The sequence below is a fragment of the Hominibacterium faecale genome (genome assembly GCF_020734085.1).
Taxonomy (GTDB): domain Bacteria; phylum Bacillota; class Clostridia; order Peptostreptococcales; family Anaerovoracaceae; genus Hominibacterium; species Hominibacterium faecale.
Map to the genome: position 1 here is coordinate 441,112 of NZ_JAJAGH010000003.1, position 22,893 is coordinate 464,004.

22 protein-coding genes are annotated in these 22,893 nt (G+C 48.2%); 20 read left to right on the plus strand and 2 right to left on the minus strand.

The genetic code is table 11. From position 1 onward, the window contains the following. Window positions 1-67: 67 nt before the first annotated feature. From LG211_RS04815 to LG211_RS04870, 12 genes are all read left to right on the plus strand, one after another. Complete coding sequence (locus LG211_RS04815) at window positions 68-3,583, plus strand: DNA polymerase III subunit alpha (protein WP_148394881.1); 3,516 nt, start codon at window positions 68-70, stop codon at window positions 3,581-3,583. Window positions 3,584-3,595: 12 nt separating this feature from the next. Further along, entirely contained in the window at window positions 3,596-4,558 is a 963-nt protein-coding gene (gene pfkA, locus LG211_RS04820) for a 6-phosphofructokinase (RefSeq protein WP_148394883.1), read from the plus strand. Beyond that, window positions 4,555-5,826 (plus strand): chloride channel protein, encoded by a 1,272-nt coding sequence (locus tag LG211_RS04825; RefSeq protein ID WP_148394885.1) that lies wholly within the window; start codon window positions 4,555-4,557, stop codon window positions 5,824-5,826. The genes pfkA and LG211_RS04825 overlap by 4 nt, the downstream gene beginning before the upstream one ends. Window positions 5,827-5,839: 13 nt before the next feature. Beyond that, window positions 5,840-7,072, plus strand: a complete 1,233-nt coding sequence (locus LG211_RS04830; RefSeq protein WP_269477071.1) for a metal-dependent hydrolase family protein — start codon at window positions 5,840-5,842, stop codon at window positions 7,070-7,072. Between the two features lie 182 nt (window positions 7,073-7,254). After that, the gene (locus tag LG211_RS04835; RefSeq protein WP_227755277.1) at window positions 7,255-7,878 is read left to right on the plus strand and encodes a hypothetical protein; all 624 of its coding nucleotides are present in this window, start codon (window positions 7,255-7,257) and stop codon (window positions 7,876-7,878) included. After that, a complete protein-coding gene (locus LG211_RS04840) occupies window positions 7,878-8,726 on the plus strand; it encodes a DUF2589 domain-containing protein (RefSeq protein ID WP_227755276.1) in 849 nt (282 codons plus the stop codon). Before LG211_RS04835 ends, LG211_RS04840 begins: the two co-directional genes overlap by 1 nt. Then, window positions 8,723-8,938 (plus strand): hypothetical protein, encoded by a 216-nt coding sequence (locus tag LG211_RS04845; protein ID WP_227755275.1) that lies wholly within the window; start codon window positions 8,723-8,725, stop codon window positions 8,936-8,938. Before LG211_RS04840 ends, LG211_RS04845 begins: the two co-directional genes overlap by 4 nt. Next, window positions 8,929-10,044, plus strand: coding sequence for a DUF2589 domain-containing protein (locus tag LG211_RS04850; protein WP_227755274.1), 1,116 nt, complete (start codon window positions 8,929-8,931; stop codon window positions 10,042-10,044). The genes LG211_RS04845 and LG211_RS04850 overlap by 10 nt, the downstream gene beginning before the upstream one ends. After that, window positions 10,037-10,318, plus strand: coding sequence for a hypothetical protein (locus LG211_RS04855; protein ID WP_227755273.1), 282 nt, complete (start codon window positions 10,037-10,039; stop codon window positions 10,316-10,318). The genes LG211_RS04850 and LG211_RS04855 overlap by 8 nt, the downstream gene beginning before the upstream one ends. 121 nt (window positions 10,319-10,439) lie before the next feature. Continuing rightward, window positions 10,440-11,138 carry a hypothetical protein gene (locus LG211_RS04860; RefSeq protein WP_227755272.1) on the plus strand — a complete coding sequence of 233 codons (699 nt, stop codon included), beginning with the start codon at window positions 10,440-10,442 and terminating at the stop codon, window positions 11,136-11,138. Further along, window positions 11,135-11,677: a C39 family peptidase gene (locus tag LG211_RS04865; protein ID WP_269477072.1), complete on the plus strand. Its 543-nt coding sequence runs from the start codon at window positions 11,135-11,137 to the stop codon at window positions 11,675-11,677. Before LG211_RS04860 ends, LG211_RS04865 begins: the two co-directional genes overlap by 4 nt. A gap of 197 nt (window positions 11,678-11,874) precedes the next feature. Further along, window positions 11,875-12,294 carry a YjdF family protein gene (locus tag LG211_RS04870; protein WP_227755270.1) on the plus strand — a complete coding sequence of 140 codons (420 nt, stop codon included), beginning with the start codon at window positions 11,875-11,877 and terminating at the stop codon, window positions 12,292-12,294. 45 nt (window positions 12,295-12,339) lie between these two features. Here LG211_RS04870 and dinB read toward each other — a convergent pair whose 3' ends face one another. Continuing rightward, complete coding sequence (dinB, locus tag LG211_RS04875; protein WP_227755269.1) at window positions 12,340-13,608, minus strand: DNA polymerase IV; 1,269 nt, start codon at window positions 13,606-13,608, stop codon at window positions 12,340-12,342. 127 nt (window positions 13,609-13,735) lie between these two features. On the opposite strand from dinB, the gene LG211_RS04880 reads away from it, so the two are divergent. The 3 genes from LG211_RS04880 (at window position 13,736) to LG211_RS04890 (ending at window position 16,017) form a co-directional block, all read left to right on the plus strand. Further along, window positions 13,736-14,314, plus strand: a complete 579-nt coding sequence (locus tag LG211_RS04880; RefSeq protein WP_148394891.1) for a CD3072 family TudS-related putative desulfidase — start codon at window positions 13,736-13,738, stop codon at window positions 14,312-14,314. A 324-nt stretch (window positions 14,315-14,638) separates the two neighbouring features. Further along, complete coding sequence (locus LG211_RS04885) at window positions 14,639-15,013, plus strand: adenine nucleotide alpha hydrolase family protein (RefSeq protein ID WP_148394893.1); 375 nt, start codon at window positions 14,639-14,641, stop codon at window positions 15,011-15,013. A gap of 26 nt (window positions 15,014-15,039) precedes the next feature. Beyond that, window positions 15,040-16,017 carry a DUF308 domain-containing protein gene (locus LG211_RS04890; protein ID WP_253019604.1) on the plus strand — a complete coding sequence of 326 codons (978 nt, stop codon included), beginning with the start codon at window positions 15,040-15,042 and terminating at the stop codon, window positions 16,015-16,017. A 201-nt stretch (window positions 16,018-16,218) separates the two neighbouring features. Here LG211_RS04890 and LG211_RS04895 read toward each other — a convergent pair whose 3' ends face one another. After that, entirely contained in the window at window positions 16,219-17,070 is an 852-nt protein-coding gene (locus tag LG211_RS04895; protein ID WP_227755266.1) for a metallophosphoesterase, read from the minus strand. Between the two features lie 142 nt (window positions 17,071-17,212). On the opposite strand from LG211_RS04895, the gene LG211_RS04900 reads away from it, so the two are divergent. From LG211_RS04900 to LG211_RS04920, 5 genes are all read left to right on the plus strand, one after another. Next, window positions 17,213-18,415 carry an aminoacetone oxidase family FAD-binding enzyme gene (locus tag LG211_RS04900; protein WP_269477073.1) on the plus strand — a complete coding sequence of 401 codons (1,203 nt, stop codon included), beginning with the start codon at window positions 17,213-17,215 and terminating at the stop codon, window positions 18,413-18,415. A gap of 486 nt (window positions 18,416-18,901) precedes the next feature. Continuing rightward, window positions 18,902-20,875, plus strand: a complete 1,974-nt coding sequence (locus LG211_RS04905) for a sensor histidine kinase (protein WP_269477074.1) — start codon at window positions 18,902-18,904, stop codon at window positions 20,873-20,875. Between the two features lie 3 nt (window positions 20,876-20,878). After that, the gene (locus LG211_RS04910) at window positions 20,879-21,583 is read left to right on the plus strand and encodes a response regulator transcription factor (protein WP_269477075.1); all 705 of its coding nucleotides are present in this window, start codon (window positions 20,879-20,881) and stop codon (window positions 21,581-21,583) included. Window positions 21,584-21,743: 160 nt separating this feature from the next. Beyond that, window positions 21,744-22,100, plus strand: coding sequence for a hypothetical protein (locus tag LG211_RS04915; RefSeq protein WP_269477076.1), 357 nt, complete (start codon window positions 21,744-21,746; stop codon window positions 22,098-22,100). 5 nt (window positions 22,101-22,105) lie between these two features. After that, window positions 22,106-22,893 (plus strand): leucine-rich repeat domain-containing protein (locus LG211_RS04920; protein ID WP_465250775.1); only part of this gene is annotated, 788 nt, incomplete at its 3' end.

Sequence of the window (22,893 nt, forward strand, 5' to 3'; positions counted from 1 at the left end):
AGCATTTTTCGTATTTTATGGTAAAATAAAATGGATCGCATATTTTTGTAAGGATTGGGAGAAATAAATGGCATTTACACATTTGCATGTACATACAGAATATAGTCTATTGGACGGCGCCGCCAGGATCAAAGATTTGGTGGCAAGGGCAAAGGAGCTGGGCATGGAATCAGTGGCGATTACGGACCACGGAGTCATGTTCGGGGTCATTGATTTTTATCGGGAATGCCTGGATAAGGGGATAAAGCCGATCATCGGCTGTGAAGTATACACCGCGGCCAGAACCATGGCGGATAAAGACGTGGATAAGGACAAATACCAGGGGCATCTGGTGCTGCTGGCCAAAAACAATCAGGGCTATCAGAATCTGATCAAAATCGTATCAGCAGGCTTTGTCCAGGGATTTTACTACAAACCACGTATTGATAAAGAAGTGCTGAGGCAGCACAGTGAAGGGATCATCGCATTGTCAGCCTGTCTGGCCGGCGATGTGCAGCGAAAGCTGTTAAATCGGGATTACGAAGGAGCCAAGGAAGAAGCGCTGGCACTTCGGGATATCTTCGGAGAAGAAAACTTCTACCTGGAACTGCAGGACCAGGGTCTGGAGGAAGAGGCGGCGATCCTGCCCGATATGGTCCGGCTCCACGAGGAAACGGGGATTCCGTTCGTGGCCACCAACGATGTCCATTATGTGCGCAGAGAGGACGCAAAGGCCCACGATGTCCTCCTTTGCATCCAGACAGCTGCCACCGTCGATGAAGAAGACCGGATGCGCTTCCCCAACGACCAGTTTTACCTCAAATCCGAGGAGGAGATGCGCAAAATCTTCGCCAACTTCCCGGAAGCCTGTGACAACACAGCAAGGGTGGCCCAGCAGTGCGACGTCACCTTTGAGTTCGGGCATCTTCATCTGCCGGAATTTACGGCGCCTGAAGGAAAAACCAATCAACAGTATCTGAGGGAACTTTGCCGGCAGGGATTGGAAGAACGTTACGCAGATCAGCAAGACGCCGATATGGCAGCCCTTAAGGAACGGATGGAATACGAATTATCCATCATCGAAAAAATGGGATATGTGGAGTATTTTCTTATTGTATGGGATTTCATCAACTACGCCAAACGCAATAAGATTATGGTGGGGCCGGGGCGAGGCTCAGCGGCCGGGAGCATTGTTTCTTACGTGCTCAAGATTACGGATATCGATCCCATTCGCTATCGTTTGATTTTCGAGCGTTTTTTAAATCCGGAGCGAATCAGCATGCCGGATATCGATATTGACTTCTGCTATGAAAGGCGGCAGGAGGTTATCGACTACGTTATTGAGAAATACGGGGAAGATAAGGTCTCACAGATCATCACTTTTGGAACCATGAAAGCAAAGGCTGCTGTCCGTGACGTGGGCCGTGCGCTTAATGTGAGCTATCCTGAGACCGATGCCATTGCCAAAGCAATTCCCTTTGACCTGAAAATGACCATCGATAAAGCCCTTGCTATGAATCCGGAACTAAAGGCTTCTTATGAAAGGGATGAAAAAGTCCGTCAGGTATTAGATATGGCCAAGGCGCTGGAGGGTATGCCGCGCCATGCCTCTACCCATGCCGCAGGCGTTGTAATTTCAAAGAAAAGTATCGATGAATACGTTCCGCTGTATCTTTCCGACAAAGGCGTTTCGACACAATTTACTATGACCACGATTGAAGAGCTGGGGCTTTTAAAAATGGACTTTTTGGGCCTGAGAAATCTGACCGTGATCCGAGATGCTTTAGAAATGATCGAAGCTAATTATGGAAAGACGATTGATTTTTCCAAGATGAACTACGACGATCCCAAAGCCTATGACGTCATTGCCAAGGGAAATACTCAAGGGATCTTTCAGCTGGAGAGCGGCGGTATGACCCAGTTTATGAAAAATCTCAAGCCGGACTGCTTTGAAGATATCGTGGCGGGCGTAGCCCTATACCGGCCGGGCCCTATGGCTTCCATACCCACTTACATCGAGAACAAGAAGCATCCTGATCAGATCACCTATATTCACGAAAGTTTACAGCCGATTTTATCAGTTACCTACGGCTGTCTGATTTATCAGGAGCAGGTTATGCAGATTGTCCGTGATTTGGGCGGATATACCTATGGCAGGTCTGACCTTGTACGCCGGGCAATGGGCAAGAAAAAGATGGAAGTCATGCTCCAGGAAAAGGAGTATTTCATTCACGGTAAAGAAGATGAGGACGGCAATGTGGAGATCAGCGGATGTGTACGCAACGGCATACCGGAAAAGATTGCCGAAGAAATCTTTAATCAGATGGTAAGCTTTGCCGAATATGCGTTCAACAAATCTCATGCTGCGGCCTATGCGGTGATCGCATACGAAACGGCCTATCTGAAAGCCTACTATCCGGTGGAATTCATGGCTGCTCTCATGACCAGCGTCATGGGGGATTCCAGTTCCATCGCCAAATATATACGCAACTGTACGGAGATGGGAATTCAAGTCCTGCCGCCGGATATCAACGAAAGCGGCAAAAAATTTACGGTCAAAGATGGGAAAATCCGCTTTGGACTCTTGGGTGTCAAAAACGTTGGAGAGGGCGCGATCGAGGCTATCATCAAGGCGCGGGAAGAAAAAGGAGCGCCTAAGGATATTTTTCAGTTCATCAGTAATGTGGATATCCATGAGGTCAATAAAAAGGCGGTGGAAAGCCTGATTAAGGCGGGAGCGCTGGACAGTCTCAATGAAAATCGAGCTGCCCATATGGCCGTTTATGAAAGTTTGATCGAGTCTGCACAGAATGATTCACGAAAAAATATTGAAGGTCAGATGTCGCTTTTTCAGCTGAACGCGGAACAGATGGAACTGGAAGAGGCCTCAGCGCGGCTGCCTGAGACAGCTAACTTCCCCAGAGAACTTTTGAGCAGTATGGAAAAAGAAATGCTGGGTGTGTATATTTCCGATCATCCTTTGAAAGATTATGAAGAGCAGATTCAAAAATTGATCGACGTTACGGCCGAAGATCTGGCCCATGCAGCCGACCAAGAAGAGACCGGAGCTGCTGCCGCTGCCGGAAATGGACCGGTGCTCTTTGACGGTATGCGGGCAACCATGGCCGGCATCATCAACAGTAAAAAGACGCTGGTGACCCGCAGCAATAAAATGATGGCATTTGTCGATATGGAAGATCTTTACGGAAATGTGGAAGTGGTGGTGTTTCCCAACGTATATGAGCGGTGCTCCCAATTGATTCAGGAGGATTCGCTCATTGTTGTCAAAGGAACGATTAATTTTAAGGAAGGAGAACTGCCCAAACTCCTGGCAAATGAAGTGCTGGATCTGCGGGAAAACAGCCGGGGAGCCAGGATGGCGGCCCAAAACGTAGTCAAAATTCGGATCCCGGACCATATGGAAAAGGGGCTGGAACAGATTCGGGAGATTCTGGCCCAGTATAAAGGCAGCACGCCGGTCATCATTTATCTCGGCAAGACAGGAAAGGCAATGAAAACAAAACCGGATCTTTGGGTCGACGCCAATGAAACTTTCTGTGAGAGCGTTTCTGAGTTGATCGGCGCAGAAAATCTGAAAATATAAGGAGGCGGAGACATGAAGCGAATAGGAGTACTGACGAGCGGAGGAGATGCTCCGGGAATGAATGCGGCGGTACGGGCCGTCGTACGCTGCGGACTGGACCGAGGAATGGAAGTCTACGGCATACAAAGAGGATATGAAGGATTGATCGATGGAGCGATCAAAGAAATGGATATGTCCTCGGTGGGGGATATCCTACACAGGGGCGGAACCATCCTTCGAACGGCTAGAAGTGAACGTTTTAAGACGGAGGAAGGGCAGAAGCATGCTATTAATGTACTGTCTGCTTTCGGCATTGAGGGAATCGTGGTCATCGGCGGAGACGGCTCTTTTCGAGGCGGTCTGGAGCTTTCCCAGAGAGGGATTACGGTGATGGGCCTTCCGGGAACTATTGATAATGATCTGGGCTATACTGACTTTACCATCGGGTTTGATACGGCGGTCAATACGGTGCTATCTGCAGTGTCCAACATCCGCGACACCTCTTCTTCCCATGAGCGGGCTACTGTGATCGAAGTAATGGGCCGGCACTGCGGCGACATCGCCCTTTACGCCGGACTCACCGGCGGCGCCGACAATATTCTGGTGCCGGAGATGCCCTTTGATATTAATAAAGTCTGCCGAAAGATCATACAAGGAAAGAACCGGGGAAAGATGCACGACATCATCATGAAGGCGGAAGGCGTTGGCGTGGATGCTAAGGAACTGGCCCAGCTTGTAGAAGAAAAAACAGGAAAGGAAACCAGAGTGGTAATTCTGGCTTACCTTCAGAGAGGCGGTTCACCTACGGCAAAGGACCGGATGCTGGCCAGCAGAACAGCCAGTAAAGCCGTGGAACTCCTTTATGATGATGAGAGCAGCAAGGCCATTGGTATCTGCGGCAGCGAGATTGTCGCTTATGATTTGGAAAAAGCCCTCACCATAAAACGGCCCTTTAACGCGGACCTTTATCATCTGGCGGATGTGTTGTCAAAGTGAAAAATCGATTAAAATATAAAATAAAAAGCAGAATTAAATATGTTCGTATTTTTATAAAGAGCTTTTTCAAGTGGCTGCTGATTGCCGGCGTCGTTGGCGTCATCAGCGGAGGGGTGGGAACGCTCTTCCGCCTTTCGGTAGAGAACTCCAATGTCTTGAGGCAGGCGAATCCCTGGCTGATTTTCTTGCTGCCGCTGGGCGGGCTTTTGATTGTGAGCTGTTACCAGCTTTGCGGGATCAAATCCCCCATCGGAACTGACCGGGTAATCGGGTCGGTTCGGGCCGAAGAAGAGGTGCCGGTTATCCTGGGGCCGCTGATTTTTATCAGTACAGTCATCACCCACCTTTTGGGCGGATCTGCCGGCCGTGAAGGCGCGGCGCTCCAGCTGGGAGGCAGCATCGGCACCCACGTGGGAAAACTATTCCGTTTGGACGAAAAGGATATGTCGCTGATCGTACTCAGCGGCATGAGCGGCGTCTTCGCCGCCCTCTTCGGAACGCCGCTGACTTCTGTGTTCTTTGCGCTGGAAGTGATTAGCGTGGGCGTCATCTATTATTCCGGCCTGGTGCCTTGTCTGGTTTCCGCGTTGGTAGCATACAGTATTTCCGGCTATTTTGGCTTTGATCTGGAGATTGAAAAAGTGCTGGCAATACCGGACTTGGGACTCTTTCCTGTCCTGCGTGTAGCAGTCCTAGGCGTTTGCTGCGCTGTGATCAGCATTGTCTATATCTTTACCATGGATCGCATTGACGACGGTTTTGAAAAACTGTTCCGCAATCCGTATTTGCGCATTTTAGCAGGAGGAGTGATTTTGGTTGGGCTATCAATGCTGTTTCCATCGGGAAATTATAACGGATCGGGCATGGGAGTGATCTTTCAGGCGTTGGACGGACATGCGGATTGGTGGGCCTTCCTGGTTAAAATTCTGTTTACTGCTATTACCCTTGGAGCAGGGTTTAAAGGCGGAGAGATTGTACCGACTTTCTTCATCGGCTCAACGATGGGATGCTGGGTTGGAAGCCTTTTGGGGCTGGAGCCTGGATTTGCAGCGGCTATCGGCCTGATCGCTACCTTTTGTGCGGTGGTTAACAGTCCGGTAGCATCGATTTTGCTGGGGATTGAGCTCTTTGGCGCTCAGGGTTTAATCTTTTTCGGTATCGCCTGCAGCATCAGCTATATGCTTTCCGGCTATTATGGGCTGTACGGAAGCCAGAAAATCATGTATAGTAAGACTAAAGCAAAATATATCAATATAAATGCAAGATAATAAGGAGGATGTTATGAAAATCGCTTTTGTAAACGGGCTTCTGATTGACGGCAACGGCGGAGAACCTGTAAAAGATTCATTGGTGCTGGTGGAAGACAAAAAGATCGCTTATGCGGGCCCGAAAAAGGAGTTTGACGGCAGCTACCAGGTGCGGGACATTTCCGGCAAGACGATCATGCCGGGACTGATCGACACACATCTTCACTACAGCGGAAACCTGAGCGATAACGATACGGAATGGGTCATGGAGCCGATCTTCCAGAAAGCGGTAGTAGCTGTGGCTCAGGCCAGAGAAGCGCTGGAAAACGGTCTGACCTCCGTAGGCGAAATCTCCCGTTTTGGCCCTTATATCAGAGATATGATTGAAGCGGGCGTTGTCCCAGGTCCGAGAACTGTGACCGCTGGAGTTGGATTCTGCAGGACTGCCGGCCATGGCGATTCTCATAAACTGCCTTTGGAATACAATGAGGCGTCACACCCCTGGGCGGAGCGGGTGGACGGCCCGTGGGAACTGCGTAAGGCAATTCGCCGCAGAATCCGCGAGAATCCGGACGCTATAAAAATCTGGTCCACCGGCGGCGGAATCTGGAGGCACGATGCAAAGGCGGATTCCCATTACACGATGGAAGAAATTCAAGCTGTGGTAGATGAAAGCAATATGATCGGACTTCCGGTCTGGTCCCATGCCGAAGGCTACGAAGGAGCCCTCAATTCCTGCAAAGCGGGTGTTTCCGTTATCATCCACGGCCAGGAACTGAACGAAGAATGCCTGGAGATTATGAAGGAAAAGGACATCACCTTCTGCCCGACCTATCAGTTCTTTACAGAATGGTTTACTGTTTATGAACCGCCGTACCGTCCGATTCACGATCAGTATCCAGGAGAAACGACGGCGGAAAAAGAGCTGAACCGAATTACCGACAACCTGCTCAATGCCAATCAGAAAGGCATCCGCATTACTGTGGGTTCGGATTCCTTCTGCAGTACTTTGACTCCCTACGGGAAGTATGCGATTACGGAGATGTATGCTCTCAATAAGGCAGGAATGACCAACATGGAGGTGCTGGTGGCAGCGACTAAAAACGGCGCTGAAATGCTTCGGATCGATGACATTACCGGCACTCTGGAGGAAGGAAAATTTGCCGATTTGCTGGTGCTTGACGGAAATCCGGCGGAAGATATGAAGGCTGTTTCCACTGATCATATGGAGGTGATCATGAAGGAAGGGGCCTTTGTAAAGGGATGAGTCTGGAGAAAAAATAGAATATCACTAGTGAAACTATAAAATAAAACTTGACAAAGGGAAGCGGCGTTCGCATCATTATTCTGATGCGAACGCCGCTTCCCTTTTGTTAAAAAGGGAAGCGGCGGTAGTACAATAGAATTACGAAAAACTTATTTCCAAAACTTGAGAAAGAAGGTATAATTATGTTTATCAAACAATTAGACGGCTTTACCGCAAAACACCAGGTGGGCTCAGATAGCTGCTGGATTTGCACTTCCATGATGATCGATAACTATTATCGGCATCAGGATGGAACCACTCAATGGAACTCAGAAACAGATTTTAAAACGGCGCTTGAAGCTGCGGATCCAAACCTGGCGGCAAACTACCACAAAGAAACTGGAAAGGTGCTGAACTGGAATGGACAGGGTTCAGCTCCGACTATTCTGCTCTTTGCAGGACGCGGCTCTAATACGGACGATCATTCGGTACCGGATTTTTATGAAATTATGCAGGCAATTTATGATGGTATCCCGCTGCTTTCTTGTGTGGGAACGAGACGCAAAAGCAATCGGACGCCTAAGTTATCAGTACCCAACGGACACTGGATTGTGATCATTGGCGCCCGCTGCGCACAGGATCCGGGCAGCAGACCTTCAGATGATAGCAGCATGGGAGATCCCGGTCAATTTGAACTGATTGTGGCAGATCCAGATGATGCAGACGGAAATTTACAAATTATACCTTATAATAGCTTGGTTTACCAAAGAAATGGGATCACGGCGCAATATTGGGAAAACACCAGCTATGTGGATAAAACCGTCTGATGGACTCAAAAGTAGAAGTGCCGGCAGGCGCTAGAAGAAAAAAGCCTGTAATCACGGACAAACAGTTTTTGGAGCTGGACGAACTTCTCTATGCGCCTCTTGGGGCGCTGTCTCATTCCAATATGCAGCTCCATAGCTCTGCCATTGACGCCATCCGCAGCATGGGAACGGTGAAACAAATTGGGCCGGAGGAAGTTATTTATCTCAATAGTCTCAATATAGCCTATAACCAGTTAAAATCCCAACCGGATGAAGGCTGCAGTCTGGAAACGCTTCAAATGAAGGTGCCGTTGCTCTCTCTGATCCCGGTTAGTAATCTCAATATAGAAAAGGCAGAACTGGACTTTTCTACGGAGATACAGATCACGGATGACCCCGAAGACGGACAAAAAATTAAAGCCCGTATCTGTGCGCCGGAACAGAGAGAAACGGACTTCCTGCCGAAGGTAACATATAAAATGAAAGTCCGATCCATTTCGCCCCTGGAAGGCCTGCTGCGCATAACCGACCTTTTAAATTCGGCGCCGGTAGCCAAACGGCTGGACTCCATACCTTTATCACCGGAAGGAGCGGCGCGGGATGAACAGTTTAATCAGCTGGCAAAGCAGAGGGAAAAGTTGAAAAATCAGGAGAAAAAGTTGAATGCCCTTTATCAGAGAATTGAGGAAGCCATGGAAAGTCAAGAAAAACTTCAAGAATTATCCGGCTGTGAAGAGAGGGCAGACGGCTTCCAGTTTGATCGAGAGAAATATAAGGGACTGCAGGAGAAAATTATGGAGGATCTTATGCGGCTGAAGGAGCAGATTCTAAAACTGGAAATCCGCTTAACGGAGGAGGACATGGGTTGAACGGAAAACTAGAGGAAGTGCTGAATTTAAGACTTCTTTGTGACTGCCTGACCCGTATTCAGCACGAAACAGAACATACATCGGTTCTTTGGCTAACATGGGAGGAGAAACGGATTCCGCTGATGCTCCTGCTTTTCTGGCTCTCACGGGAAAGCGCCCTTTGGGTGGAAGAACTGCAAGTAAAAGATGAGGAGGAATTAAGATGGCAATAGGTGATCAATTTTCGGGATTGGATATGAAAAATCTCATAGGCGGGCCGCTTTCTGCAACGGCGGATGCCAGTCTGGCTCTTGCAAACAGTACCGCTGAATTTATTAACAAGGTTGGTTTTGACGGAGAAGGAAATCTGCGGACCGCAGCCTTTAAATATGAACAGAAAAGTTTTAATGATGACGGCACGACCAATTTGGATGAGATGAAGGTCGATGTTCCCCTGCTGGCGATTACTCCGATTCCCAATCTGCAGGTGGACGAGGTCAATATCCTGTTTGACATGGAAGTAAAGGAGAGCATGAAAAGTGAATCAGCCACGGATCTTTCGGCATCGGCCACGGGGTCGCTGAATCTAGGGATTTTTAAAGTATCCATTTCAGGAAGCGTCAGTTCCCATAGTTCCAATACCAGGAGCTCGGATAATTCTGCGAAATACCATGTGGATGTCCGCGCAACCAATCACGGTACTCCTGAAGGCTTGGCGAGGGTCTTGGATATGATGGCAGCCTCTGTATGCCCGGCTTTAGTGGGTTCAACGCCAAAAGATGCCAACGGTCAGGACCTTTCCGCGGAAAGAAAAGCAAGGACAGAGCGGATCAAACAAATGCGTCAGGAAATGATGCAGCTGGAGAACACATCCAGCGCAGCCCAGGGGGCGCTGGACAATCGTATCGCCCAGCTGAAAACCGCAGGATCAACGCAGCAGAAAGCCTTCCAGGCCCAGCTGGTAGCGCTGGTAGATGGTGAGGAAGATGAAACAAAAAGACAACAGTATTCCGCAAATTTGGACAAGCTGAATCAGAGCTGGGCCGAGTTCCAAAACAGTGCCGGACGAGTCGTTCAAATGTTAGCTGCGGCAGGAACTGCTAAAGAAGGAAGCGTTTCCGATACGTTCGGACTGAAAGGCGTTAATAGCAGCAATGAAATCGTACCGTACACCGAGGGAACCTACTACAGCCAGATGGCAGCGGCTCAGGCCGATGCCGTGGATGCCCAGACAAAGGCGGAAATAGTTAAAAAGACCTTGCAGGACAAGAAGAATGAGTATAATAATGCCATTATGAACAATTCAGCGTCGCAGCTGCCGGAGGGCGGAAGTGAATAAAGGTGAGGAACAAAGACCAATGCCGGCGGATATCCGGTATGTCAAACTAGTGACCATAGGCGGGATCAATCCCAATGCGCCTTTGTCCGAAGAGGCAAGAAAACAGCAGATTATGCTTCTGAATCGATGTCTGAACGACTATCCTAAAGGCATTATTCTGTCAAAAGATATTTCTATAGGAAGCTACATGGTGGGAGAACACCAGCTGACTATGGAGCGTATTACCTACCACATCGGTTTTCCAAGAAAACCGATGTGGGATCAAGGTGATTGAAAGGAGATCAAACGTGTTTCCAATATGTGAAAAGGAATTTCTGGGCACTGAACGAGACCTTGTTTTTCTTAATTTCAGCGAAACCGAACCTGTGTTACAAAATTGGGAGAGATGGTTATCAGTGCTGCAGGAAAATGAGATGTTCAGCAGATGGTTTGGCAATCTGGACTGCCCGGCCTGTACCTTTGAGCGAATTTATGTGCTGGATCCATGCAGAGAAATGGATCCAGAGGCCGGCGGCTATTTCGATCTACTAGAACGGGAGCTTGGATCTTACGTGGCTCAAGTGATGACGCCCAATACTCGTATCGGGATCGAGACAATGAAAGAAGCGCGGACAGTTCTGGGAATGCAGTTTAAGAATGTCATTCTGGTTGATACGCGATATGTCCGCAGCCGCTATCAGTCCATAGGGGAGAAAATTATGCTGTCAGTTATTATGCATGAAATTACCCATATAATTGAACAATGCCTGACGATGACAAGCACAAATCCGGAGGGGAGTTTTCTGGGAAATCTCATTAAGGATCAAGAGAGAATGACGGTCTATTACAAGCATCTCTTTCTTGATAAAGATGAAATTGTGAGACAATGTCCGGGGCTGGGACCAAGAACCCTGAAATACGTTGAAGATTCAGCGATGTGCCAACGAAGAAATGGTTATGAGCATGAGAGCTTGACTACGGCAATCGAATTCTTCACTTCTGCTCTCCTTGACGTAAATGATGCAGGGGCAGGCCCGGGTCTATGCCGGGCGGCAGATCAGCTGCAAGATCAGATTACTGCGGCATTGGAAATGACTGGAGGTGTTCTAAAATGAAAAATAGCAGGCCTGTCTATTATATGCAGACAGATTCCAAGTGGGCGGGTTTGGATTATTCAGCAAAAGGGGAGCATACAACTATAGGCCGGGCGGGTTGCGGCCCCACCTGCGCTGCGATGGTGATTGCAACCTGGAAAGACAAAAACGTAACGCCCCCTAAGACCGCTTCCTGGGCCTTGAAATACGGCTATAAAGCGGCTGGTCAGGGAACCTATTACAGTTATTTTACCCCGCAGGGGAAAGTGTACGGCATTGATGTAAAAATGCTCAATTCAGTTAATTTACGTACCATGGATAAAACAAAGAGAAAAGAATATGATCAAAAAGCACGAGCTGCTGTCAAAACGGGAAATCTGGTCATTGCCTGCATGGGACCAGGACTTTGGACCCATGGCGGCCATTATATTCTCTGGTACGGGATGGACGAAGAACATGTGCTGATCAACGATCCTGCCAGCAAGTCGCCTGAACGGTTGAAGGCTCCCTGGAAAACATTCCGTGATCAAGTCAAGTATTATTTTCTTTGCAAAAAATAAATTTATAGGTCTGGAAAAGCAGACATTGGTCTGTTCCCATTTGCGAAAAAATGTGATAAACTATCGATAGTTTCATATTTCTGAGAGATAAAAACACGGTCCGGCTGGTAGTCCGGGCGCAGAGCATCCGCTCTGTCAGTAACCTGCCTCCTTTGGTTGTCCATTCTCTTTTTTGAAAAAAGAAGGAGGATTTTGTCATGCAAAAAATCAGGGCTACGTTTACCGTGTTTTTTGAAGAACCTTTCTGGATCGGCGTTTATGAGCGAATCTGTGAAGGGCAGTATCAAGTCTATAAAGTGACTTTCGGCGCCGAACCGAAAGATTATCAAATCTATGAGTTTTTATCCGAGAATTGGAGAACGTTTCGTTTCAGCAAGCCGCAGCCAATGGAAAAATTTCCTGAGCGGCGCATCAATCCAAAACGAATGCGCAGGGCAATCGCAAAGGACCTGTCCCAAACAGGGGTGGGGACAAAGGCGCAGCAGGCCCTGAAACAGCAGCAGGAGGAACGCAAAGCAGAGACGAAAAAAACAAATCGACAGAGAAAGCAGAGAATGAAGCAGGAGCAGTTCCAGTTAAAGCAGAAAAAGCGGAAAGAAAAGCATAAAGGGCATTAATCGAGAGTGGCCCAATCGCCTATATCAAACCGGTAAACAGCTGGTTTATTCTATTCGGTTGTCATCCAGATCGATACCGATGTCGTTATTGATCACTCGGCCGAAGTTGATGGCATTGTCGCCGAACTTGGCCCGGATATTGTCGATGGTACGTTCAATCTTTTCCTGTTCCTGGCGGGCATGGCCCTCCAGATCAAAGAGAGAGAGCTGTTCCGATTCGTTTTCATCGCATAAGTTGATCGCCGTAATGGTCAGCATGCGGATCGGATCCCGCAGACGCCAGGATGAAGCGATGATCTCAATGGAAGCGTGAAAAATCTCTTCGGCCAAATTGGTCGGCGCAGACAGTTGTTTTTGCCTGGAAATTACCTTAAACTCCGGGTCCTTGATATCCACTTTTACACCAAACCCTTTCATCTGATATTTGCGCAGCCGGCTGGCTACTGTATCGGAAAGGGCTGTAACAGCGACCTTAATATCGTCCATCCCCTGAAGGTTGCGGCGAAAGGTGGTTCCGTTGCCCACTGATTTTATTTTTTCCCGCTCGCTGTAGCGGCTGACCGGACTGCTGTCCAAACCGTTGGCGTATTCGTAGAGCATGCTTCCCTGCTTGCCCAAGAGCGCGGTCAGCAGCGTCCGGTCAGCACGGGCCAGATCGCCGATGGTTTGGATCCCTGTCTTATTGAGTTTGTCTGCCGTAGCGGCGCCGACAAAAAACATGCTTCGAACATTCATCGGCCACAAAATATCTTTATAATTGTCTCTGCTTATCACGGTTGTACCGTCCGGCTTATGATAATCGCTGCCCATCTTTGCAAAGATCTTGTTGAAGGAAACGCCTACGGAAAGGGTAAGTTCCAGCTCTTTTTTGATGGTTTCCCGCAGAGTATCCGCGATTTCCCGCCCTGTTCCAAAAAGCTTAAGGGAGGCTGAGACATCCAGCCAGGATTCGTCGATGCTGAAAGGCTCCACCATGTCGGTAAAGCGTTGATAAATTTCATTGATCTTGAGGCTGTATTCTTTGTATTTATGATGATGAGGCGGCAAAAGCTGCAGCTTCGGACATTTTTTCTTCGCCTGCCATACGGTCTCTGCTGTCTTAATTCCATATTTCTTCGCTTGGGCGTTTTTGGCTAATATAATACCGTGACGGTTCTCCGGATTCCCGCAGACCGCTACCGGGTGATTCTTTAATTGAGGATATTTTAATAATTCAACAGAGGCGTAAAAGCCATCCATGTCGCAATGAAGTATTGTTCTGTCCATGTCTTTATTATAGCTGATTTCGCCGCAGGTATCTACGGTAAGTTGCAAGATTGATCATATGCTGCTGCACCGGTTTCATGATGTTTTTTTGTGAATAATATCAAAACAGCTGAAATTATGATATACTAAAAAGGCGAAGTCTGAATAATCAAACAATGAAGTGGAGGAAGGAATAATGGATCGCAAAGAAGATGCACGCAGCAAAAAGATTATTTTCGTGTCCAGTTGTCTGCTGAACACCAACAATAAAGTCCTGGGCCTGGCCAGATATCCAGGGATGTGCAAAGAGGTATTCGATACATTACATAAATATGGACTAGGGATCAACCAAATGCAATGTCCGGAGACCCTTTATCTGGGAATCAAACGGTGGTGGGCGACCAAAAATCTGTATGACAATCATGGCTTTCGCAGCTTTTGCAGAGAGCTTGCGGAGCAGGCGGTCACATATATGGAAGAATATGAGCGGGCCGGATATGAAACGGTCGGCGTTCTGAGCTGTGACGGTTCTCCCACCTGCGGCGTGGATATAACCAGCTGGGATGATCGGTGGGGTGCCAGCCCGGTTGACCTTTCATACAATGATGCCATTGTTGAGGGCTCAGGTGTTTACATAGAGGAATTGAAAAAGGCAATTCAGGCACGGGGGCTGAAGATGCCGCCGTTCTATGGCTTGGCGCTGGATGACGAATCTGTGGATATGAATCAGATCCTTTCTGATTATGAGGCGTTTATTAAAAGCATTTGCGAATAAGTGGATTTTTCGTGAAAGAACCGGATAGGGGTAGATGAAACAGCTGCATGTGTGATATAATCTTAAATAGTTTCGATCAATTGTCCCGTGCTTGAAATGGGACAAGGAATAAGAATGCTTAGATGAGAAAGGGTTGATGAGATGTTAAAAAAGATCAATAAGGTACTTAGAATTATATTTATTGGATTTATTTTGATTTATGGAATCATTAAAATATTTGATGTCGTTCCCAAGGAAAAGAAGGAGAAGCGAGTAAGACACGTGGATAAGACTACCAGTGAATTTGACGAATTATGGTAGCAGTATTAGGGCTAAGGGGATATTATGAAAAATGTGATGGTGTGTGTTACGCAGCAGAAGACCTGTGACCGGCTTATACGGTACGGACATGAGGTTTTGAATGGACAGGACGGAGAACTGTTCATTATTCATGTTGCGCCGAAGGATTTTAAAATCCTGGGAAGTTCTGAAGAAGGGGAAGCTTTGGATTATCTGTATGGTAAGGCCATTGAATATGGCGCCAATCTGACAGTGGTACGTTCCAACAATATTTTGGAAACGCTGGTAGATTTAGTGGAAAAAAATCAAATTACTCAGGTGATCTTAGGAAAATCCGGACAAGTAAAAAACGAAACGAACCTGATTTCGAAATTTGGAGAAAAGATTAGTGAGCAGGCGGAACTGATTGTCGTTCCGTGAGCCTGACAGCAAGGGAGGACATAAATTTGAGAGTATTGACGATTATCAGCGGTATACTATTGGTTTTAACGGGTGTTTTCTGCTTTGCCAATCCGGGAGAAACCTTTTTATCGCTGGCATTTGTGCTGGGACTGATTATGGTTATCAACAGCATCATACAAGGCATCGCTTACTGCTGGGGCAGGAGCGGTCAAAATGATAATAACGGCTGGATCCTGACGGAAGCGATTATAACGTTTATTCTAGGCATTTTGGTATTGAGCAACCAGATTGCGGCTGACGTGGCTATTCCCATGGTGTTCGGAATGTGGGCGATGTTTTCCGGCGTGCTGCGGGTCGTTACGGCGACGATGATTGACCGGGCGCATAAGAAATTGAATTTTGCTTGGACGTTGATAACAGGAGTTTTGTGCGCGCTGGGAGGTATCTATGCTTTCCTGAACCCAATTATCGCAGGTCTTGCCATTGCCGTGCTTCTAGGCATTATGTTTATGCTGCAGGGGATCAGTACCTTGGAGCTGGGAATACATATGCCCCATGAAAAGAAAGTGAAAAAGCCGAAAACCAAGAAAGATAAAAGAGCAAAGAAAAAGCAGCAAGCTAAAGAAGCTGCAGAAGTGATAGATGATTATTCAAACAAATCCGATGAGCCGGACTCTCCGGTCAAGGCGGGAGAATTTTCAGTTCAGCAAATTGCTGAGGAGAACAGTACTCCAGCAGCAGAGCCTGTCCAGGAAATGGCACAGCCAGCTATGACGTCAGGTGTTGAACCTACGGAAAAGAAGGCGGCTGAGCCTGACACAGCGGTTTCTCAGGAAAAGGAGAACGCTGATAACGCACCTGTTGATCCTGTGCAAGAGGAAGAGGATCGAATTGCTGCTGCCATTAGGCAGGCGGAGGAAGCGCAGATAGCCGCAGCGCTAAAGAAAGCTGCGTCCATCAAAAACAGTGCAGACGTTAAAGATGACGATCGGCCCGATTTTTCTAATATATTTAAGGATTAAATTGATAAAGTATATGGAAAAAGCCTGTACCTATTTAGCGGAGGACAGGCTTTTTTATTACGTTCGATTTTTTCTTTTCCCACGATGAAAAATCATCGCAAACTTAGATCAAAATAAGCTGGAGCGATCAGCCAAGCACTCTTTTTTGCCTAACATGAGGCCCCGCAAACTCCTCGCTGGCTAGAGCAGTATGGGGATTAATCAGCGCTCACCGGGTGAAATGGTGATGTATGTCAGTTCGGGTACAGCTCCCAGCCTTGCAGGTATTTTCGTGGTTCCAAGGCCGGAGTTGACGTAGAGGATCGTCTTGTTTTTGTTATCCAGCTTATACTCACCTTTCACGTACTTTTCGCCGTAGGAAGGAAGATACTTTTCCGTATAAAACGGAATCCGAATCTGCCCGCCGTGGGTGTGGCCGGCTACCATATAATCCGTATTAGAATTTAAAATCTTGTCAACAATATCCGGCTCGTGACATAATACCAGGTTATACATGGACGCATCCGCACGATTGACAACGGATGGATCGCCGTAACCGATGAGCAGATCATCGATTCCGATCAGCCGCAGATTGTTTTTTTGGAAGGTAACCGTTTCATTGACTAGGACTTTAAACCCGCCCTGATTCATAATGTTTTCGTATTTATATTCAGCGCCGCCGCCGTAGTCATGATTGCCAAATACTGCGTATTTCCCCAAGTTCGCTTTCATCATGGAAAGCTTTCTTGATATTTCTGAAGTGTCTCCGGAATATTGGTTGAGATTGTCGATTAAATCGCCTGCGAAAAGCAAGATGTCCGGCGGATTTTCATTGACCTTGTCAACGACTTTCTGGAACATATCCGTATCATATTGAAAGCCGAAGTGCGTATCTGCGAATACTGCAACGGTGATCGGCTCTTCCATGGAATAACTGGTATCCTGTGTTTCTCTGACTGTAAGGCGGTTCGGTTCGATAAAATGGGCGTAACCTACACCAAGAACGCCGACGAGCACGATGATGATTGCAAATATAAAAATCCATTTCAAAAGCTTCCCAATTGCTTTTAACATTTCAAAACCCCTTTTCTGTCTTACTAAAACTGCTCTATTATAATACCACTTATTATGTCCTGGTTCAATGCGCCGCAGGTGGTAAAAGCTTAAATTCTGTGGTATAATTCATTAACATTTTATGAATGATTGTGGAGGAATTATGTGGGATATTGGTATTATCGGCGGCGGAGCCTCTGCCATGGCGGCTGCAATTGCTGCTGCTTCACAATGCGAAGGGCTGTCCATTTGCATTTTGGAAAAAAAAGATTCGCTTGGGAAAAAACTGACGGCCACAGGCAATGGCAAATGCAACCTGACCAATGCGGCATGTCCCAACGTGAGGGAGACGCTGGAGTTTTTTTCTTCCTTGGGTATTATAACAAGAACCGATGAACAAGGGCGGATTTATCCCTACTCCCAGCAGGCAGCGGATGTGGTTTATGGAATGGTGCGGCAGTTGAAGGCCCTGGGCGTTCAGGCGAAGTGCGGCTGCGGGGCCCAGCAGGTTGACAAAGATGCAAATGGTTTTGCTGTCACCTGCAGCGGCGGAGAAAAGCTGTCTGCCGGACGCCTTTTAATTGCGGCAGGGGGAAAAGCGGCGCCCCAGTTCGGTACATCCGGCGACGGCTATTCTTTTGCCAGACGGCTGGGTCATAAGGTTACCAGGCTGTCGCCGTCCCTGACCGCTTTGGATGTGCAGGAAGATTTTCGCCGGCTCAAGGGCATCCGCGTCAGGGCTGCTGCAGGATTGTGGAAAGATGATCAATTGGTTTCTCAGGAAGAAGGCGAAGTCCAGTTTACAGCCGATGGCGTTTCTGGGATCTGTATTTTTAATTTAAGCCGCTTTGTCAAATTGGAGGAGCATGAATCCTTCCTCGAGGGAATCGGACGATATCGGATCTGCCTGGATGTTCTGCCCCATATGAATTTGCCCCAGACGGAGGATTTTCTATGGGAACGACGCCGTATTTCTCGATTGAAAGCAAAAGACCTGCTGCTTTCTGTCGTACCGGCGGCTTTGGCTGAAAAGCTGATGAGCACAATCCAGACGGACGGAGATATGAAGGCAGCGGACCTTTCCCATGAGCAGATTGCTTCTTTGGCGGGAATTTTAAAGCAATGGAACCTGCATCTTTCCGGTGTGAAAGGGTGGAAACAAGCCCAGTGCACTTCCGGCGGAGTGGATCTTTCCCAAGTTAATGAAATGACTATGGAATCGCGCCTAGTCAGCGGGTTATATTTCGCTGGCGAAGTCCTTGACTATGACGGGCCTTGCGGCGGGTTTAATCTGCAGAACGCATGGGAGACCGGGATCAAAGCGGGAAAGGCCATGGCTGTCAGCCTGCAAAGTGAAAGAGCCTAAAAAGGGCAAATTTGGATAGCCTGGGGTTTGAAGAAATAGGAAGACTCAGGACAGAGAACGAACCTCTGCCAGGGGTCTTTTTTTGTGAATAAAGGGCAGATTTGGAAGGGCGCATTCCCTCGGAATCCCTTGATATTCCTTGATTTAGGAACTTACACTGCAGAAAGACTCCGTTACTTAAAATTGATGCAAAAACATGGAAAGATCGGGAATGGAATTCGGGCCGATGATCTTACAAAAGGATAATTGAGTTTGCCCCAAAAAGGATAAAAGGGGTTGCCCGGAGACAATGGCTGTCAGCGAACAAAACGAAAGAGCCTGAAAAGGGCAAGCGCGGATAACTTAGTGAATCTGACAATTCTCACAGTTTTGCGTTTTTTTATTCCATCTGAAAAGGTGTTATGTTAAACTAAAATATATAACTTTATGATATAATAGGAAGCGATCCTGCTTTCTGTTTTGCTAATTCCACAGAGGAGGAAAAACGTGAAGCTGCCTGATCATCAAACAATTCGCAGACCGGAAAAACTGCTGCTTTGTATCGCGCTGCCGCTGATGCTGCTTTTCTGTGCCGCTACATGGTTGATCCAGGGCAGCGTGCCAGTGACGACCGTTCACTCAGACAACGGTATATGGGATCTTCGTGATGTGGATTTTCAGTCAACCAATGTGCGTTTTTCTGGTCCTGTCGAATACATTCCGGAAGAATTGCTGACGCCAAAGGAGTTCTCCGCTCGCCAATCAGAGGCAAAGATCGTCGATACCTATCAGTACCCGGCCGCTTATGGTACCAGCCGGATACGGCTGCGCGTCCCACCGGGCACACATTATGTCGTGTCCGAAAGCTCCCCCTTGTCTTCGGATCGTTTCTATCTGAATGGACAGTGGGTGGAAGATATTGGAAATCCCGGTGAAACTGCTGAGTCCACGACAGAGGGAGATGTCCTGTTTTCCTATACCGTCGCGCCTAAGGACGGTACAATCGAGATCGTACAGCAAGTGTCCAACTATGCCCATCGAAAAAATGAAAGCCATGCTGGTTATGTGGTTGGGACTGTGCCTATGATGCGAGCCTTTGTGGCCTGTACCTATGGTGTGGCGGCCCTGCTGATCGGCTGTTTTATAACGTTGTTTTTGGTGCATATTACCCTCTGGTTTTTATTCCGGGGATACCGGGCGAATCTGTATTTTTCCCTGTTCTGCCTGACTTTCGTGTTTCGTACCTTTGTTACCGGGCCAAAGCTGGCGACGGCTTTGTTCCCTGATTTTTCCTGGTTCGTGGCCTTTGCCATTGAATACTGCACCTTGCCGGTGGCATCGGTGCTCTATGTGCTGATTTTTCATTCCATGTTTCCCGGTACGATGCAGCGGTGGTTCCGTATCTTCCTTATCGCGGCATCGGGCTTGTTTATTGGGTGCCATTTCGTATTGGATTCCATGACAATCTCCAGGCTGCTGATCTATTACCAGGCGGTGATGGGCATTACCATCGTATACGTTATTGTCCGGGCTGTCATGAAGCTTCGAAGGATCGCGCTGCCACAGGCTTTGTTCCTCGCCGGCGGCGGAATCATGATGTATGCGACTGTGCGCGATATCCTTTTTTACCGGGATATCTTCATCCCTCCCTATGGCAGTTATGCCAACGCGCCGCTATCAGAAATGGGGCTGCTGCTGTTCGTATTCCTGCAAATGACAGCGGTGTTTATCGGCACGATTCGAGAGATGGACGCAGTGCGGGCAAAGGAGCAAAAGCTGCAGGCAGAAAACGCAGCTTTGGATCGGGTGAATAAGCTGCGGGCCGATTTGCTGGACACCCTTTCGCACGAATTGCGTACTCCACTGGCAGTAATGATGGGTTACGCGGAGCTTGCAGTCAAGGAACTCAGGATGAAAGGGATTGACGAAGAGACGACTGCAGACCTGGATGCGATTGCAGCGGAAGCAGGGCGCCTGGCCCTGCTGGTAGAGGAAGCGCGCCGCCTCACGCTTTCCCGTGATGTGGCAGAGCACAAGCGGCCTTTTTCTCCGGAAGGGATTATTCGCCAGACGGCACGGCTCTATCAACCGATCCTAGAACGGAGGGGCACGGCGCTTTCTCTGGACTTAGCGCCGGAATTACCGAAAATCTACGGCAGCGCCGATGAGCTGACTCAAGTGATGTTCAACTTGCTGACCAATGCGGGCAAGCATACGGAGGATGGCAGAGTTTGTGTTACGGGAGAGCAGGGGGATCATGTCATTACTGTGACGGTATCGGATGATGGCAGCGGAATCGCGCCGGACTTTCTGCCTCATGCGTTTGAACGATATGCACATGACGATAGAGACGGCTCGGGATTGGGCCTTGCCATCTGCAAGGAGATTATCGAGGGGCACGGCGGTAAGATTGCCCTTGAAAGCCAGCTGGGCAAAGGAACGACCGTTACCTTTACTCTGCCTGTGTACAAGGGGGAATAATCGATGGAAGAAAACAAGATAATCCTGCTGGTAGAGGATAATAAACATCTGAATAAAATCAACAGCCGAGCGCTGACGCTTTCCGGCTACAAGGTACTGACTGCTATGACTCTGGCCGAGGCCAGGGAACATCTTGCAAAGACAGAACCCGACGCGATCATCCTGGACATACTGCTTCCGGATGGCAATGGAGTGGAATTTTGCCGTGAAATACGGGAACAGACAGCCGCTCCCATCCTCTTTCTGACATCGGTGAGCGGGGTAGAACAGGCATTGGAAGGCATCCGGGCCGGAGGAGACGATTATCTCAACAAACCCTTCCACATCGAGCTTTTGCTGGCCAGGATTGAGGCTTTCTGGCGCAGGGATGCCATCAAACAACGTATGAAACCCGAAGGCCTTACTATGATTGGCCCATTGATGCTGAATGAAGTGGCAAATGTAGCCTATCTGTATGGCGAGGATATGCTATTGACGACCAAAGAATTCGCGCTGCTGCGATTGCTTGTACAAAATGAAGGGCGCACGATCTCCAAAGAAGCTCTTTACGAAAAGGTATGGGGGCAAGCGATGGGAGGCGACAGCCAGGCACTGTACGCAGCAGTGTCCAGGCTGAAAAAAAAGATGGCGCCGGGTAAGGATTCCATTCGGCTGCAGGCAGCGCGCCCGGAAGGCTACCTGTTGTCGATCAAAAAAAACAAAAAATAAATTGTTATCGAAAGAGCCAACCCTGTGAAACTGACAATTCTGCAAGGTTTGAAGGGCTTTGATTCCTTTCGGAATAAAAGCCTGATAAACGAAAAAGATAAAAGGCTTTATCGATTTTTTAAATATAGGCTATATTGTAAACAAAACGGAGGAAAAAGGAATGGACGGTAAGAAGAGAAAGACGGCAGTTCTTGCAATGGCAGCAGTGCTCAGCGTTATGATGATCGCCAGCCCACTGGCTGTCATGGCAGAGGAGACTGCTCCCGCTGCCCCGGAGGTCACGCAGGACGGGAACGTACAGAAGGAAACAGCCCCAGCCATCCGCTTGCCGGAGAACCTGCGGGCGAAAGCCGGAACAGCATTGAAAGACGTGGCGCTTCCGGAACCTTGGACCTGGGCGGACGACAGCACAGTTATTCCGGCAGGAACGGCAGAATACCCGGCAAGGCTTTGCGTAGAGGACACCGCATATGATTACAGCAAGGTAGAGGGATATAATGTGGGGGGTCTTACGTAGAGAGGATGGTTACGGTCACTGCAGAAGGAGCGAAAGCAGAAGCAGCAGGTCCAGTAAAGGGGAAACCACGCGGATTGCCTGGGGATCCCCCTACAACCTATGCTGTGGGGGATATAGAAATCAATGCAGACAACTTTCCGGACGCAGAGTTTCAGAATTACATAAGAAACAATTTTGACAATGGTGACGGCAAGTTATCTGCAGCAGAGATTGATGCTATTACAAGGATAGATGTTCATGGTGAGACCGGCATTAAAAGCTTAACAGGGATTGAACATTTTACGGCTCTGGAGACCTTGATGTGCACTAACACCGGGATCGGAAGCTTGGATGTCAGCCACAATGAGAAGCTGACTTTCTTGTCTTGCGGTGATAATGCAAGCCTTACAAGTTTAACCGTAGACGGTGCTGCGGCTCTGACTGACTTGAATTGCGCTAACACAGGGATAGGAAGCTTGGATGTCAGCAGCAATATGAAGTTGGAGAACTTGTATTGCCCAAACACGCCAAGCCTTACAAGTTTAACCGTAGAAGGTGCTACGGCTCTGACGTACTTGTATTGCGCTAACACCGGGATCGGAAGCTTGGATGTCAGCAGCAATAAAAAACTGATGACCTTGCGTTGCGAGAACAATGCAAGCCTTACAAGTTTAACCGTAGAAGGAGCTGAGGCTCTGACTAAATTGTGGTGCTATAACACCGGGATAGGAAGCTTGGATGTCAGCAGCAATAAGAAGCTGGAGTACTTGTCTTGCAGTGATAATGCAAGCCTTACAAGTTTAACCGTAGAAGG